The sequence below is a fragment of the Leisingera sp. NJS201 genome (assembly GCF_004535885.1).
GTDB lineage: Bacteria > Pseudomonadota > Alphaproteobacteria > Rhodobacterales > Rhodobacteraceae > Leisingera.
Genome location: NZ_CP038234.1, coordinates 1,895,703 through 1,911,152, shown reverse-complemented (window position 1 = coordinate 1,911,152; position 15,450 = coordinate 1,895,703). Strand labels below are relative to the sequence as shown.

Here is a 15,450-nt window from a genome sequence, read left to right as displayed (position 1 = left end):
TAGGTTTGAGAACACACGCCAGCCCGGAACGCCTCCAGCTTTGGCCATGAAATTGTAAACAGCCGGTTTTTCCCGTTGCAGAGGCTGCGAAGCACGGTTATACCCCGCTTTAACGACGCACCTGTAGCTCAGCTGGATAGAGCGCTGCCCTCCGAAGGCAGAGGCCAGAGGTTCGAATCCTCTCAGGTGCGCCAAAATTCCCTGAAAATCTACCTATACCTGTCCGTCCGGGATACCAGCGCTTGTTGCCTATACTGTGCTGGAATGCCCGCCCTCCAAGCCTCCTGCGCCTTACTCTTGAAAATCGTTAACTGCGCTGGATAGTTCAGCTGCCGCCGCGTAATAAGCGAGGCTGCGTAGATAGTCCGGAGCCTCCTCGCCAAACGCTTTCAACACCTCCTCAGCCGGTTGCATGAAATCCCCGGCAAGTTCTGGCGGAGCTGAAAGAAACCTGTTGGCCCAAGCTTCATCGTCCAGCTCACCTCCGAAGAGCGCTCGGATTTCCTGAACGATATCCGCAAATACCCCTGGTTCAGGTGTGTTCAGCGCCGCATTGACCAAACTCCTAAGTTCAGTGCCACGCTGGCCTTGCAGGGAATAATGCACCGCGGCAACTTGGCGCTTGTTCAGATGCATCGGTAGATATCCCAGGGCGAGATGTCCCTTTCCAGGCTTTGAAATCACGTTGAAACCGGCGCTTCGTCCATCTGCCGAAACCGTCACGGAATCTATAGGGAGAGCGCTAATGCCAGCCGCGGCTTCAAGAACCGATAAAAGTTCGGACTTTTCAATGGAGCCAGAGACCCCTGCATTTAGAGAGATGCCCGCGACCAGCACTTCCCGGCCTCTGAAAACCCTTGAGATTATCGCCCGCCCACGGAAATCATACGCCAGGACGTCAGCATAAGGGCTGCATTCCGGAGTGGCTTCAGGATGATACAATACGCTTTCTCCGGCAGAAGGATCCATTTGGGTCAAGCGTTCGACGTCGAATTTGGCGAGTTTAGACATCTCAAAACGCCCAGCAGCGTCGATTGCTATGAGGCCCCCTGGCCCTGCGCCGCCTGATCCACCGACAAGCAGTTCAGCGCTCATTGTCCCCAAGAACCCTGCCTCCTTACTGTCATGGGGACCTTTAATCGTAAGCGCAGGATAACATGTGTTTTTCTTACTACTGCCGGCCCCTAGGATCCTTGTGCCTCTGTCTACATCAATCAGATCGCCCGGATAAATCGTATGAAGCTCTCTTGCAGGGAAGGCCCCCAACGGCAGGAAGTAAAGCGCCTCCAACGCTCGGAACCGTGCTTGAACCTGGGTCACATCGGGAGAGGAATGCCCAATACCGGGCAAAAATGTTGCGGCAATCAGACTCACCGCCGCAGCATATTTTGTCACCCGCATTAGAACACCCTCCGCTGTGCCGATAACCGGCAAGAGAGAAACTATGGCGTTGGCTCTGACTTTCTACCGCCAGTTCAGGATTTCTCAAAAATGCCCGCAGCCGTGGGTTGTGTTTCAATCCAGCGGCTTTGCTTCCCCCGCAAGCTGACAACGGTGCCTCAAACGCCCATAGATACCCTGCTGTTTGCACGGGTAAAGCTTCACAGCATTGCATTCCTACTGCCGAAGTGCCTGGCTAAATGCCTCCAGCAGGGCTCTTTGCCGTGGCGATTTGCCAAGGCTCGGCGGCCAAGTCAGCCAATAACCTTCAATTATAGCCAGTTCCGGCGCAGGCGCGCATTCCAATTGCCCTGTTTGCAAGAGATTTGCAGCCAAAGCCCTGGATCCCAAAACAACACCCATCCCCAACCGGGCAGCCCGCAAGGCATGCGCCATGGAGTCTACAGACACAGGACCGGCATCAGGCTCCGATTCACCCGTCACTCTGGCCCACTCCGCCCAGCCCGGCCGTTCTCCACGCAATTCTATGACCGGAAGCTGCCGCCACCCGGCCGCTTTTCCAGGTGCTGTCATTGGTTGCAGCACTTCATTTGCCAGCAAGACCCCGTCGCGCCCCTGCCAGCCGCCGCGTCCGTAGCGGATGTGCAAAGCCCCGTCGGCCGCCTCGAACTCAAGTCGTTTTGGAACGGTTTCCGTAACTAGGCGCAAGTCCGGGTAGGTCTTTGAAAACAGACCCAGCCGCGGCAGCAAAAGCATCTCCAGATGCGATGGCAAGGCCGCAACCCTCAGCTCCCTGGCGCTTTGACCGAATAGATTATCGGTGCCCTGTTCCAATGCGAGCAGAGTATCATGAACCAGCGGCAGGTAACTTTCGCCATCCACGGTCAGCGTCACACCGCGTGCCGAGCGAATAAACAACTGCCGCCCCAGCCGGGATTCCAGGTTCCGGATCCGCTGGCTGACCGCGGCCTGTGTGGCGCCGAATTCCTCCGCCGCAGCTGTGAAACTGCCAAGCCGGCCAGCTGCTTCAAACACCTTCAGCCAATCAAGCGGCGGCAAGCCCTGTTTGGTCGCTTTCCTGGGCATTAGAAAACCTAACCCTCAAACCCCGATTTCCGTCGTTCTCTTGATGGCTCAGCCTCGGTATTAGCGCAAGGGAGAACCAAGCCAACCGGAGAGATCCCATGCCCCGTTCCGTAACCGCTGACACATCCGGCAGTTTTCTGACTTTGACTTTTGAAGACGGCCAACAGTGCCGTTTTCACGCGATCTGGCTGCGCGATAATGCGCTGGATCCAGAAACCCGCGCACCAGGTAACGGCCAGCGCCTGATCACCATCGGCGATATACCCGCGGACACCAGGATCAGCACCGCATTGGTGGAAGACGGCGCCCTGACAGTGACCTTTGCGCCGGACGGCAAGACTGTGACCTTCCCTGAGGAATGGTTGAAATCACACGCCTATGACATTGACAAAGATAGTAAATTTGGCCGCACTGCACCAGACATTCAGACCTGGAACAGCAGCCTACCGGCGCCCGCCTTTGACTGGAACGACGTGCAGACCGACCCCATGGTCAAGCGCGATTGGCTGGATGCGATTGCCCGTCTCGGCTTTGCAAAGCTGGTGAACGGCCCCGTCAAGGAAGGCGCTCTGATCGACTGTGCGGAGATGTTCGGTTTTGTGCGTGAAACCAATTACGGACGCTTCTTTGAAGTACGAACCGAGGTGAACCCGACCAACCTCGCTTATACCGGCCTGGGGCTGCAGGCGCATACTGATAACCCCTACCGCGATCCGGTGCCAAGCTTGCAGATCCTGTATTGCCTGGAAAATTCGGCAGAAGGCGGCGACAGCATCGTGGTGGACGGGTTCCGCGCGGCGGAACGGCTGCGCGAAGAGGACCCGGAAGGTTTTGCGCTGCTTGCCGGCTACCCGGCCCGGTTCGAATACAAAGGCTCCGACGGCGTGCATCTGCGCTCGCGCCGCCCGATGATTGAACTCGCGCCTGATGGTGAGTTGACCGGCATGCGCTTCAACAACCGCTCCTCCGCACCGTTTGTCGACGTGCCCTTTGAAAAGATGGAGACCTATTACGCGGCCTACCGGCGGTTGGGCGAATTCATTGATGATCCGGACATGGGGGTTTCTTTCAAGCTGGAACCGGGCGAGAGCTTTATCGTCGACAACACCCGGGTGATGCATGCGCGTCTGGGGTATTCCGGTTCCGGTTCGCGCTGGCTGCAGGGATGCTACGCTGACAAGGACGGGCTGCTGTCGACCCTGAACGTTCTGAATGCCCAGCTGGAGGGCTGAACAATGAACAAGCCGGATTTCAGCACACTGACCCAGGACAACATTGTCGCCTTCATCGGCGATATCTTTGACCGCCGCGGCGACGAAGAATACCTGGGAGAGCCGGTCACCATGACCGAACATATGCTGCAAGGCGCCACCATCGCCGAAGCGAACAGCCAGCCGGAAGAGATCATCGTAGGGGCGCTTCTCCACGATATTGGCCATTTCACCAGCGAGTTCGGGACATTCTCAATGGATGACACCGAAGACCGGTTTCACGAGGAGGCCGGCGCCGAGGTGCTGGAACAGTTCTTCCCTTCTGTGATCACCGACTGCGTGCGGTACCATGTGGCGGCCAAACGCTATCTCTGCGCCACCAAGCCCGAGTATTTTAGCCGTTTATCAGAGGCTTCCGTGCATTCGCTGAACCTGCAAGGCGGGCCGATGAATGCGGAAGAAGTGACCGAGATGGAGAAGAACCCAAACCTCAAGCAGATCATCGCCGTGCGCTACCTGGACGAGGCTGGTAAACGCGCGGACATGGAAACGCCCGATTACTGGCATTTTGCGCCGATGGTGCAGCGAATGGTCGACAAACACATGAATGCTTGAAATTTCGCAAAATGAATCTGCCGGGACTAGCTGAAGACTTCTGTTCCCAGCTGCCTCAGTTCTGGAACACAAAACGGCGCCCATTGGGCGCCGTTTTCGCGGGTCAGTGGCAGCTCGTCAGGCAAACAACTCGTGTGCCAGCTCCAGCGCGTCGATCAGTGTGTCGACCTCTTCCTTGGTGTTGTAGAGGCCGAAAGAGGCACGGCAAGTGGCGGACACACCCAAATGATCCATCAGCGGTCCGGCGCAATGATGGCCTGCACGCACCGCCACACCTTTTTTGTCGAGAATGGTAGAGACATCATGAGGATGTGCGGCACCCTCCATTGTAAAGCTGAAAATCGCAGCCTTCCCAACAGCTTGCCCTTGCACATTCACCCAATTTAGGCCGGTCAGACGCTGCATTGCGTAATCGCGCAGCCCGCCCTCGTGCCTGGCGATATTGTCCATGCCGAGATCCATCATGTAGTCCAGCGCTACGCCGAAGCCGATGGTCTGAACGATGCCCGGCGTGCCGGCCTCGAACTTCATTGGAGGATCATTGTAGATGATCTGCTCCTTGGAAACTTCCTTGATCATGTCGCCGCCGCCGATGAACGGGCGCATCTCAGCCATGCGTTCAGGCTTGATATAAATCGCGCCCGAGCCGGAGGGGCCGTACAGCTTGTGACCGGTAATTGCGTAGAAGTCGCAACCGATATCCTGCACGTCGACGGGCATATGGACCGCCCCTTGCGAGCCATCGACCAGTACCGGCACACCCTTGGCATGGGCGCCTTGGGTAATCGCCTTCACGTCCACTACAGTGCCCAGCACGTTTGAGCATTGCGTGACCGCAATCAGCTTGGTCTTGGGGGTGATCGCGTCGATCACCTTCTGCGGGTCCAGGCTGCCGTCATCTGCCACGTCGACCCATTTCAGCACCACGCCCTGGCGTTCACGCAGGAAGTGCCAGGGCACGATGTTTGCATGATGTTCCATCACCGACAGGATGATCTCATCCCCCGCTTCAAACCGCGGCATGGCCCAGCCGTAGGCGACCAGATTGATGCCCTCGGTGGTGCCTGAATTCAGCACGATAGTGTTTTCATCCCCTGCATTCAGGAAGCGGGAGATAACACCGCGCACGGCTTCGTATTTCTCGGTCGCGAGGTTAGAAAGAAAGTGCAAGCCTCTGTGAACGTTGGAATATTCCTCGGAATAGGTGCGTGTTACCGCGTCGATCACGGCCTGCGGCTTCTGGGCTGACGCACCGTTGTCCAGATAGGTCAGCGGCTTGCCGTTCACCTCCCGCGCAAGGATCGGAAAGTCGGCACGGATTTTTTCCACGTCATACATTTTCGGGAAGTCCCAGATTGGCTGGGCCGATCAGACCCACGATAAAGAGAAGGGCAAACACCAGGATCATGCTGGCCATCATGACGACCCCAAGCGACCGCCAGACAGAGCCGAATTTGTGCGCCGCATTGACGAAGTGCAAGAGGATAAAAAACACCATGATGTTCGCCGCAATATTCAGCAGGGCAGCCAGGGCCGGCAAAACCAGCAGCATCGCGACAACAGCTGCGTTAAGGCCTGCTTGCAGCAATTGCAGCCAGGTCACCAGTGCAAGCAGTTCAGCCAGATTTCCCTGACCGCCCAGCCATCGGCCAGTGGTTGCAAGCATGGCGATGAAGCTGATTTGCAGCAGCAGGATAACCGCAAAATAGGCGCCAGGCGCAAACCGCGGTATCAGAACCTCAGGCGGCAGCGGAAACAGCACTTGCTGCAGTGTATAGACGCAAGTGTTCAGCACCACTGACAGCAGAAAGCCTGTCCATAGCGCCTCGCGCGGCCAATCCTGGGCGAGGATTTGATGCGCAGCATCCCGCGGCGATTTCACCGTCAGCAGGGCAAAGGCGGCCAGTGCGTTCATTACTTTGCCCAATACCCTTGGATCATGCCGGACACCCAGAACCACAGAACGACCGCACACCACAGTGCCCCCACCAGGTTCAAGGCGGGACCAGTCCCGATGAAGCCGGCGACAAGCCCGTTCAGCAGCATCAGCGGGCTGGCTGCCAGAAAAGCCCAGAACAGCGCCAGCCGGGCGCAATAGGCCTCGCCCTGCCCGCCTGCCGCGCGGGCAATCCAATGCGCGGCCAGTGCCAGCACGTACAGGATCAGCGGCGCGATAAACACGATGCCCAGCAATGACCCGCCCAGCAGCATATTCAGCTCCTGACCCGACAGATGCGCCTCGCGCGCCAGCCTCGGCATCTGCGCCACAAAGGTCAGCACACAGCCGCTAAGCAGGAAAATCAACAGCCGGTCTTCGCGCACGCCCATGTCCAGAAGCCGCGCAAACACCTTGCGCGGCCCCCTGTAGGTCGCCGGGATATCCGTGGTAACGGACATCAGCGGCGCCGGGCCAGCCAGCCTTCGAGGCGGGAGACGATGTCGGCCGCGATCTCCGCGTCCTCGATCTCTTCCACCGCTTCGGCCAGAAAGGCCAACGTCATCAGATCGGTCGCCTCGGCATGGGGAACCCCGCGCGAGCGCAGGTAGAACAGGCCTTCCTCGTCGATCGCACCTGAGGTGGAGCCATGCGAGCAGGCGACGTCATCAGCATAGATTTCCAGTTCCGGCTTGGCCAGGAACTGGCTGTCGCCGTCCAGCAGCAAGGATTGGGAAATCTGATACCCGTCAGTCTTTTGCGCGCCTTCCTTCACCAGGATTTTACCTTGGAACACACCAGTAGCCCCGTTGCGCAGCACCTTCTTGAACACTTGGCGGCTTTCGCAGTTCACCGCGTCATGGGTGATGAACACGGTGTCATCGTGGTGAAAGTCGCCATCGCCGACGCAAGCGCCCGCAATATGCGCAACCGCATCGTCGCCAGTCAGCTCAATCACCGCCTCGTTGCGGGTCAGCACACCGTTCACGGTCAGAGTAAATGACTTGAACACAGACTCGGTGCCGAGACGGGTGAACAGATGCGTTGCCGCGCGGCGCTCGTGGTCGCGGCCCTGTGCCCGCACCAGATGCAGCTTGCCACCGTCGGCAATGTCGATCTCCATGCATTTGTTAAAGCGCGAGGCTGCCGGGCCGTTTTCCAGGATTGTAACCTCGGCGCCATCTTCCACGCGGATCACGTGATGCAGGATCGCGTCGGAACTCTCATCCGAGTGCACATAGGTAAAGTTGATCGGTTTGGAGACCTTGCCGGTCACCCGGATCGCCACGCCATCGGTGGCAAAAGCGGTGTTCAGCGCAGCCAGCGGGCGTTCCACCGGGGTTTGGCCACGTGCTTCAAGAACACCGTACAAGTCTTTGGCCCAATGGATATCTTTGCAGCAGATATCCTCGATCCGGTCGATGGTCAAACCTTCCAACGACAAATCATCCGAGGCTTCAGCGTCGAAAACGCCATCGACAAAAACAATGTTCAACCGCTCAAAAGCGCTGAACATTGGTGTTTCCTCCGCAGCGAACACTGCGGCATTGAGAGCCTCAGCCTGCACCAGGGTTTCGGGACGGGTGTATTTCCAATACTCATCCCGGCGGCTGGGCAGGCCCATGGTCTGGACCCGCGACAGCGCTGCCTGCCGGGCCGCCTTCAGGCAGCCGCTTTCCGGCAGGGTCAGCGCGGACAACCGCGCCTCGGTTGCGCTTTGCTTTACTTCCGGCAGGGCCATTTACGCCTCCTCTGCCAGGATGCCGGCATAGCCGTTGTTCTCAACTTCCAGCGCCAATTCTGGGCCGCCGGTCTTGACGATGCGGCCGTTTGCCAGAATGTGAACCACGTCCGGTTTGATGTGGTCCAGCAGGCGCTGGTAGTGGGTGATCACCAGGAAGCCGCGGCCCTCGTCGCGCAGCGCGTTCACGCCTTCGGCCACCAGTTTCATCGCGTCGACATCAAGGCCGGAGTCGGTCTCGTCCAGGATGCACAGCTTCGGCTCCAGCATCGCCATCTGCAGGATCTCGTTACGCTTCTTCTCACCGCCGGAGAATCCGACGTTGACCGGGCGCTTCAGCATGTCGGCGTCGATTTTCAGGGTTTTGGCTTTGGCGCGGATAATTTTCAAAAAGTCGGAGGCCGACAGCTCTTCCTCGCCACGGGCTTTGCGCTGTGCGTTCACCGCGGTGCGCAGGAAGGTCATGTTGCCGACACCGGGGATTTCCACCGGGTACTGGAACGCCAGGAACATGCCGGCTGCGGCGCGTTCTTCCGGCTCCATCTCCAGAATGTCTGCGCCTTCCAGCTCGGCAGAACCGTCGGTGACCTCATAACCGTCGCGGCCGGACAACACATAAGACAGAGTGGATTTGCCCGAACCATTCGGCCCCATGATGGCGTGTACTTTGCCTGCTTCGACTTTCAGGTCGACGCCTTTCAGGATCTGCTTGTCTTCGTCTTCAAGTTTGACGTGCAGGTTTTTGATTTCGAGCATTTTTTCCTCGTCTCACATGTCTTGCGGGCATACAGCCTGCGATATTCCATGGCCCCGGCTGGAGCCGTTGCATTTTTATCCCAGCACCACAGCGGTGCCGCTGGCCGAGACCATCAGCATGGACTGCCCGACCACTTCGTAATCCAAATCCACGCCGACAACGGCATTGGCACCCTTGTCCCGAGCCCGGTCTTCCAGTTCGGCCAGCGCCGTTTCGCGGGCATCCTGCAGCTTGCCTTCATAGGCGCCCGAGCGGCCGCCGACGATGTCGGTGATCGAGGCAAAGACATCGCGCACAACATTGGCGCCCATGATCGCCTCGCCCACCACGATGCCCTTGTATTCGGCGATCTGGTAGCCTTCGACGCTTGGTGTGGTCGTGACGATCATACTCTTGTCTCCTTGCGGTGCTGCCCAAGGGCCAGCCATCAGCCGACAGACCCTTCCAGCGAGATCGCAACCAACTGCTGCGCTTCCATGGCGAACTCCATCGGCAGCGCCTGCAGCACGTCCTTGCAGAAGCCGTTGACCACCAGGGCCACCGCCTCTTCCTCGTCCATGCCGCGCTGGCGGCAGTAGAACAGCTGGTCGTCATCCACCTTGGACGTGGTCGCCTCATGCTCCACGCGCGAGGAGTTGTTCTTGACCTCGATATAGGGAACCGTGTGGGCGCCGCAGTTGCCGCCGATCAGCAAGCTGTCGCACTGGGTGTAGTTGCGGCTATCCTTGGCTTTTGGGTGCATCGACACCAGCCCTCGATAGGTATTTTGCGCCTTACCGGCACTGATCCCTTTGGAAACAATGCGCGATTTGGTGTTTCTGCCAAGATGCACCATCTTGGTGCCGGTATCGGCCTGCTGCATATTGTTGGCGATGGCGATAGAGTAGAACTCGCCCTGGCTTTCATTGCCGCGCAAGATGCAGGAGGGGTATTTCCAGGTCACGGCAGAGCCGGTTTCCACCTGGGTCCACATCACCTTGGCGCGGTCGCCGCGGCAGTCGGCGCGTTTGGTGACAAAGTTGTAGATGCCGCCCTTGCCGTTCTCATCGCCCGGATACCAGTTCTGGACAGTGGAGTATTTCACCTCGGCGTCTTCTTCGATGATGATTTCCACCACCGCGGCATGCAGCTGGGCGATATCGCGTGCCGGGGCAGTGCAGCCTTCCAAGTAGCTGACATAGCTGCCTTTATCGGCAATGATCAGGGTGCGTTCGAACTGACCGGTGTTTTCAGCATTGATGCGGAAATAGGTCGACAGCTCCATCGGGCAGCGCACGCCCGGCGGCACATAGACAAACGAGCCGTCTGAGAACACGGCAGAGTTCAAGGTGGCATAGAAGTTGTCGGAAACCGGAACCACCGAGCCGAGGTACTTTTTGACCAGCTCAGGATGCTCGCGGATGGCTTCGGAAATCGAGCAGAAGATGACGCCCGCTTCCTTCAGCTCTTTCTGGAAGGTGGTGCCGACGGAAACGGAGTCGAACACAGCATCCACGGCAACCTTGCGGCCCTCGGCGGGCGCATTTTCAGCGCCTTCAACGCCGGCCAGAATCATCTGTTCTTTCAGCGGGATACCCAGCTTTTCATAAGTCGCCAGCAGCTTGGGATCGACCTCGTCCAGCGACTTGGGCTTCACTTCCATCGACTTGGGGCGGGCATAATAATACTGATCCTGGAAATCGATTTCCGGATAATCCACCATCGCCCAGTCGGGTTCTTCCTTGGTCAGCCAGCGCTCATAGGCTTCCAGCCGCCAGTTCAGCATCCATTCCGGCTCTTCGTTCTTTTCCGAAATCAGCCGGACAATATCCGTGGTCAGCCCTTTGGGGGCGTATTCCATCTCGATATCGGTTTCCCAACCGTATTTGTAAGCACCGCCAACCTCGCGGACTGCGTCCACGGTTTCCTGGTCAACACCATCCTTGACTTGGGTCTGGTCCAAAGCGGCCATTGTCATCTCCTCACTCACGCCGCACGGGCGCGATGTTTCTTTTCTTTTAACAGCCACGCATCGGCAAAGCGCAGCACGTCTTCTTCTGTTGCCTCAGGCCCCAGCGACACGCGGATTGCGCCCTGCGCCGTTGCCTCGTCATATCCCATTGCGGTCAGCACCGCGCTGGCGCGCACCTTGCCGCTGGAACAGGCGCTGCCCGCGCTGATGGCAAATCCCGCCAGATCCATCTGCATGACCTGGGTTTCGCCCTTCCAGCCCGGCGTCGCAAAACACAGGGTGTTCGGCAGCCGCCTCTGATCCTTCCCGACAAAAATAGTATGGCTTGCGCCAGACACAAGCGCCTTTTCTAGAATATTTCTAAGTTCTGCAACCCTGTCCCAGACACCATTTGCCAGATCTTTTGCCGCTGCTTCAGCTGCGGCGCCGAAACCCGCGATTCCAATGACATTTTCAGTGCCCGACCGGCGGCCCATTTCCTGACCGCCACCCTTGATCTGCGCAGGCAGGTCGGTACCGCGTTTGATCACAACCGCGCCGCTCCCCTTGGGGCCGCCCAGTTTATGTGCAGAAATCAGCGCCATTTGCGCGCCCAGCCAGTTGAACGCCACTGGCAATTTTCCAAAAGCCTGGGTCGCATCCGTCACCGCCAGCCCGTCCGGCAAGTGCTGCACAATGCCGGTTTCGGAATTGGCCAATTGTACTGTGCAGGATGCGGGATCGGTAACCCTGACCGTCCCATCGGCACTTACCTCAAGATCTTCCACCGTCCAGGCGCGCACCGCATCATGCTCTACCGGGGCGCCATGCAGATCGCGGCCCGCCAATGCCAGCGATGCACCTTCCGTGGATCCGGAGGTGAACACGATATCCGCGCCGTCAGCTCCAAAAGCAGCCGCCACCTGCGCCCGCGCCTTCTCAACCAGCGCCTTGGCGGCACGGCCTTCGGCATGCACCGACGACGGGTTGCCGCAGACATCCATCGCCGCGATCATAGCCGCCCGCGCCTCGGGGCGCAGAATGGCGGTGGCATTATGGTCAAGATAAACGCGTGTCATAGAGTCATCTTTTTACGGATCGCTGCCGCCTCATACGCGGCCTTGCAGCATTTCGCAAAGCTTTCCCGCGAAATTTGTGCGGTACCATTGAAGGGTCCGGAAAGACAAAGAAGGTGAATTCTTTGCACCTCATTCATCCACGACAGCAAACAGGCTGGGCACCGCCGGGCATGGCGCCAGATCATTCTTGATCACATCCGACAGACGGGTTTGATGCAGAAACACATAAACATGCGCACTCAAACCCTCCCACAAACGGTTGGTCAGCGACTGCGCCCGGCTGCCGGACAGCGCGCCCGAGGCGCCCGCCCCTTTGTGCATCGCATCAACCGTTTCATCCACGGCAGACAGCACATCGACCACCCGGATCTCTGATGGCACCATCGCCAGGCGGTAGCCGCCGCCAGGTCCGCGCACCGACTCGACCAGACCCGCACGGCGCAGCTTGACAAACAACTGCTCCAGATACGGCAGCGAGATATCCTGCCGCTTGGAGATGTCCCCCAGCGGCACCAATTTGCCCTGCGGCTGCAGCGCGATATCTGCCAGCGCAACCATTGCATAGCGCCCTTTGGTTGAAAGCTTCATATTTTATCCCTCAAAACCAGGGCGCGAGTGCGAAAACATTGACCTTCCCCGCGTCTGTGCGTATCTCAGCCTGACGGTGTATGGCGAGGCCAGCGCCCTTGATTAGAACTGTTCTAAGATGCCCGACGGAACCCGTCAAGTTTTCTGCCGGCAGTCGCGAGAACGAGAGTAGGATTTGAACCACCCATGCCCGAGGTCATCTTTCCTGGACCCGAAGGCCGCCTCGAAGGCCGCTATCACCCGCAAAAAGAAAAAGACGCCCCGATCGCCATCGTGCTGCACCCGCATCCGCAGTTCGGCGGAACCATGAACAACAAGGTGGTCTATAACCTCCACTACGCGTTCTACAACATGGGCTTTACGGTTCTGCGGTTCAATTTCCGCGGCGTCGGCCGCAGCCAGGGCGAATACGACCAAGGTGTGGGCGAGCTGTCGGATGCGGCGTCGGCGCTGGATTACCTGCAGTCGATGAACACCAATTCCAAGCATTGCTGGGTTGCGGGATTTTCCTTCGGCGCCTGGATCGGCATGCAGCTGTTGATGCGCCGCCCGGAGATTACCGGCTTCATCTCAGTTGCGCCGCCGGCCAACATGTATGACTTTTCCTTCCTGGCGCCCTGCCCGTCTTCCGGTCTGATCATCAACGGCACATCCGACCGTGTGGCGCCGCCTGCAGATACCGCCAATCTGGTTGGCAAACTGCATGAGCAGAAGGGGATCACCATCACTCATAACGAGATCGAGGGTGCGGATCACTTCTTCCAGGAGCCGCATATGGACACGATGATCGGCGATGTGTCCGATTACGTGAAGCGCCGCCTGACCGAGAACAGCCGCTGATGGGCACGATCGAAACGCTGGCCCAAAAACTGGCGCTCGATACGATCAAGGTGCAGGAGGCCAGCGGCGAAGACCGGCTGTATGTGGAGGTGGGCCAAGTGCTTGGCGCCGCCTCCCAATCGCTCGAAGAAGCGTTTCTGACCGAAATGCGCGTGCGTCTGGCCGAACGCAAGGCGCGGGAGTTTCTCAATCAGAAAGTCAGCGCAATTCAGGCGCAGCTTGACGCAAAGGGCGAAGCATGAGCGACCGGCTGGACGCGCAGTTCGCCTTCTTGCTGGAAGCGGACAAGCTTCGCCGCATTGACCGCCAAAACCTGATCATTGATTGCAGCCGGCGCGAAAACTCGGCGGAACACAGCTGGCATCTGGCGCTTTATGCGCTGGTGCTGGCACCGTTTGCTGCGCCAGAGGTGGATATTCTCCGCGCTGTCCGGATGCTGCTGCTGCATGATCTGGTCGAAATCGACGCCGGCGATCATCCGATCACGGATAAGGTCGATTGGGACGCTGTAGCACAGGCAGAAGACGCCGCCGCCAAGCGCCTGTTCGGCCTTCTTCCCGCAGATCAGGGCACTGACTTGTTAGGCCTGTGGCAGGAATTCGAGGCCGCGGAAAGCCCCGATGCGCGTTTTGCTAAACGGGTGGACCATTGCCAGCCGATTTTCCAAACGCTTTACGGCACCAATCCTTTGGATTGGCATGTCGATGTGGTCCGGCAAAATCTGAATGGCGGGCGCGCAGCCGCGCTGGAGCAGGATTTCCCCGAAGCCTATCACCACGCATTGGCTCTCCTGAACGAAGATACCAGCTTTGACTGCAGCCGCCTGACAGCCCGCCTGCCCTTCCTGAATGAGGCGGATAAACTGAAGCTGATCACCCGCGCGTCCAAACTGGGCGATGGGTCACGCCACGAAAACTCAGCCGAGCACAGCTGGCACATCATGCTTTATGCTTGGATTCTGGCAGAACACAGCGCCGGCCCGCTAGATGTGGACCGGGTGCTGCAAATGCTGCTGCTGCATGATCTCGTGGAGATCGACGCCGGTGATGCGCCGATCCACGGCGTGACTGATCCCGCAGCCCTTGCCGCGCTTGCGGCAAAGGAAGAAGCAGCCGCAGACCGCCTGTTTGGCCTGCTGCCTGCCGATCAAGGCCTGCCGATGCGGGCGATCTGGGAAGAGTTCGAGGCGGCAGAGAGTGCTGACGCTGTTTTCGCCAAATCCATCGACCGGGTCCAGCCAGTGCTGCTCAACCTGCTGAACGGCGGCGGCAGCTGGGTCGACTATGACGTGAGCCTGCCGCAGCTGGACACCCGCGTCGGCGGCAAGGTCAGCCGCGGCACACCGGACGTCTGGACCTATGTCCGGGCAAAGATTGAACCTTGGTTCCGCGCGGCCGGACGTTTGTAAACACTGGCCGCAACTCCGGTTCGGGGCTGCGCTTCACTCCAGAAACGGCTGAAACGGCTGCGTTTCCGCGCCTTGGGAGGTCAGCGTCAAAAACTCCCCCGGTTGCAGTTCACTCCATGCTTCACCTGTGTCCTCAAGCGGTTCCGATACAACCGCCCATCCCTTCAGTCTGTGGCTCCAGCGGTAGTAGACCGAAGGTGCGATACTGTCAGAGGAGTAGCGCGCCGCATAAAGCGTCTCTCCATCCGACATGGCTACGGACAGCCGCATATGCGGTGTTCGGCCCCGAGCCCGCGACAAAGCCTCCATGCGGCCCGCCGCCCGTTCCAGCGCCGCTTTCGGATCAATGTCCAGGCCTTCGCGCAGGGCCAGAAGAAACAGCACTTCGCTGTCAGTAGCCCCTTTGCGGTGTTGATACAGCTCATCAGGGATGCACATGTCTGCATGGCGGCGGAAATTCTCAAACCCGCCGACCTGGCCGTTGTGCATGAAACTCCATCTCCCGGCTGCGAAAGGATGGCAATTGTTACGGCTGGTAGCGGATCCGGTTGAGGCCCGAACATGCGCCAGGAAAAGACCGGATTGAACCTGACTCACCAACGCTCGCAAGTTACAGTCCGACCAGGCGGGGGAAACATCGCGGTAGAGCCCCGGCTCGGTCCGCTGCCCGTACCATGCAATGCCGAACCCGTCGCCGTTGGTCGCAGTCTTACATTCGACCGCCTTTTGGCTTTGCGCTATCAGCGAATGCGCAGGTATTGAAATGATGTCTTCCAAAAAGACTTTGGCACCGGTGTAGGCAGCCCAGCGGCACATATGTTGCTCCTTGTGTTGAAGATCTGATCAGGACTTCTATTC

17 protein-coding genes and 1 tRNA gene are annotated in these 15,450 nt (G+C 58.8%); 6 read left to right on the top strand and 12 right to left on the bottom strand.

What is annotated here, in order from left to right; genetic code table 11:
* Positions 1-117: 117 nt before the first annotated feature.
* A tRNA-Arg gene (locus tag ETW23_RS09435) sits at positions 118-194 on the top strand.
* A 97-nt stretch (positions 195-291) separates the two neighbouring features.
* Here ETW23_RS09435 and ETW23_RS09430 read toward each other — a convergent pair.
* Both ETW23_RS09430 and ETW23_RS09425 read right to left on the bottom strand, forming a co-directional pair.
* Entirely contained in the window at positions 292-1,401 is a 1,110-nt protein-coding gene (locus ETW23_RS09430) for a hypothetical protein (protein WP_134829846.1), read from the bottom strand.
* 216 nt (positions 1,402-1,617) lie between these two features.
* A complete protein-coding gene (locus ETW23_RS09425; protein WP_134829845.1) occupies positions 1,618-2,487 on the bottom strand; it encodes a LysR family transcriptional regulator in 870 nt (289 codons plus the stop codon).
* Between the two features lie 98 nt (positions 2,488-2,585).
* Between ETW23_RS09425 and ETW23_RS09420 the strand changes: the two genes are divergently transcribed.
* Both ETW23_RS09420 and ETW23_RS09415 read left to right on the top strand, forming a co-directional pair.
* Positions 2,586-3,719, top strand: coding sequence for a gamma-butyrobetaine dioxygenase (locus ETW23_RS09420; RefSeq protein WP_134829844.1), 1,134 nt, complete (start codon positions 2,586-2,588; stop codon positions 3,717-3,719).
* Between the two features lie 3 nt (positions 3,720-3,722).
* Positions 3,723-4,313, top strand: coding sequence for an HD domain-containing protein (locus tag ETW23_RS09415; protein WP_134829843.1), 591 nt, complete (start codon positions 3,723-3,725; stop codon positions 4,311-4,313).
* Positions 4,314-4,430: 117 nt separating this feature from the next.
* Here ETW23_RS09415 and ETW23_RS09410 read toward each other — a convergent pair whose 3' ends face one another.
* The 9 genes from ETW23_RS09410 to ETW23_RS09370 form a co-directional block, all read right to left on the bottom strand.
* Positions 4,431-5,651, bottom strand: coding sequence for a cysteine desulfurase (locus ETW23_RS09410; protein ID WP_134829842.1), 1,221 nt, complete (start codon positions 5,649-5,651; stop codon positions 4,431-4,433).
* Positions 5,644-6,228 carry a YIP1 family protein gene (locus ETW23_RS09405; RefSeq protein WP_134829841.1) on the bottom strand — a complete coding sequence of 195 codons (585 nt, stop codon included), beginning with the start codon at positions 6,226-6,228 and terminating at the stop codon, positions 5,644-5,646. Before ETW23_RS09405 ends, ETW23_RS09410 begins: the two co-directional genes overlap by 8 nt.
* Positions 6,228-6,710, bottom strand: a complete 483-nt coding sequence (locus tag ETW23_RS09400; RefSeq protein ID WP_134829840.1) for a YIP1 family protein — start codon at positions 6,708-6,710, stop codon at positions 6,228-6,230. The genes ETW23_RS09405 and ETW23_RS09400 overlap by 1 nt, the downstream gene beginning before the upstream one ends.
* Positions 6,710-7,990: a SufD family Fe-S cluster assembly protein gene (locus ETW23_RS09395; RefSeq protein ID WP_134829839.1), complete on the bottom strand. Its 1,281-nt coding sequence runs from the start codon at positions 7,988-7,990 to the stop codon at positions 6,710-6,712. The genes ETW23_RS09400 and ETW23_RS09395 overlap by 1 nt, the downstream gene beginning before the upstream one ends.
* Positions 7,991-8,746, bottom strand: coding sequence for a Fe-S cluster assembly ATPase SufC (gene sufC / locus ETW23_RS09390; protein ID WP_129370840.1), 756 nt, complete (start codon positions 8,744-8,746; stop codon positions 7,991-7,993).
* Positions 8,747-8,821: 75 nt separating this feature from the next.
* On the bottom strand, positions 8,822-9,136 hold the full coding sequence (locus ETW23_RS09385; protein ID WP_027258903.1) for a heavy metal-binding domain-containing protein: 315 nt from the start codon (positions 9,134-9,136) through the stop codon (positions 8,822-8,824).
* Between the two features lie 38 nt (positions 9,137-9,174).
* The gene (sufB, locus tag ETW23_RS09380) at positions 9,175-10,698 is read right to left on the bottom strand and encodes a Fe-S cluster assembly protein SufB (RefSeq protein ID WP_134829838.1); all 1,524 of its coding nucleotides are present in this window, start codon (positions 10,696-10,698) and stop codon (positions 9,175-9,177) included.
* 14 nt (positions 10,699-10,712) lie between these two features.
* Positions 10,713-11,756, bottom strand: a complete 1,044-nt coding sequence (locus ETW23_RS09375; protein WP_134829837.1) for a cysteine desulfurase family protein — start codon at positions 11,754-11,756, stop codon at positions 10,713-10,715.
* Positions 11,757-11,885: 129 nt separating this feature from the next.
* On the bottom strand, positions 11,886-12,344 hold the full coding sequence (locus ETW23_RS09370; RefSeq protein WP_129370835.1) for an Rrf2 family transcriptional regulator: 459 nt from the start codon (positions 12,342-12,344) through the stop codon (positions 11,886-11,888).
* 186 nt (positions 12,345-12,530) lie between these two features.
* Here ETW23_RS09370 and ETW23_RS09365 point away from each other — a divergent pair, with 186 nt between their 5' ends.
* The 3 genes from ETW23_RS09365 to ETW23_RS09355 are packed head-to-tail and all read left to right on the top strand — an operon-like array spanning position 12,531 to position 14,592.
* Positions 12,531-13,184, top strand: a complete 654-nt coding sequence (locus tag ETW23_RS09365; protein WP_134829836.1) for an alpha/beta hydrolase — start codon at positions 12,531-12,533, stop codon at positions 13,182-13,184.
* Entirely contained in the window at positions 13,184-13,426 is a 243-nt protein-coding gene (locus tag ETW23_RS09360) for a hypothetical protein (RefSeq protein ID WP_129370833.1), read from the top strand. The genes ETW23_RS09365 and ETW23_RS09360 overlap by 1 nt, the downstream gene beginning before the upstream one ends.
* Positions 13,423-14,592: an HD domain-containing protein gene (locus tag ETW23_RS09355; protein WP_129370832.1), complete on the top strand. Its 1,170-nt coding sequence runs from the start codon at positions 13,423-13,425 to the stop codon at positions 14,590-14,592. Before ETW23_RS09360 ends, ETW23_RS09355 begins: the two co-directional genes overlap by 4 nt.
* A 33-nt stretch (positions 14,593-14,625) precedes the next feature.
* On the opposite strand, the gene ETW23_RS09350 is transcribed toward ETW23_RS09355, so the two are convergent.
* Positions 14,626-15,408 (bottom strand): class II glutamine amidotransferase, encoded by a 783-nt coding sequence (locus ETW23_RS09350; RefSeq protein WP_134829835.1) that lies wholly within the window; start codon positions 15,406-15,408, stop codon positions 14,626-14,628.
* Between the last annotated feature and the right edge of the window lie 42 nt (positions 15,409-15,450).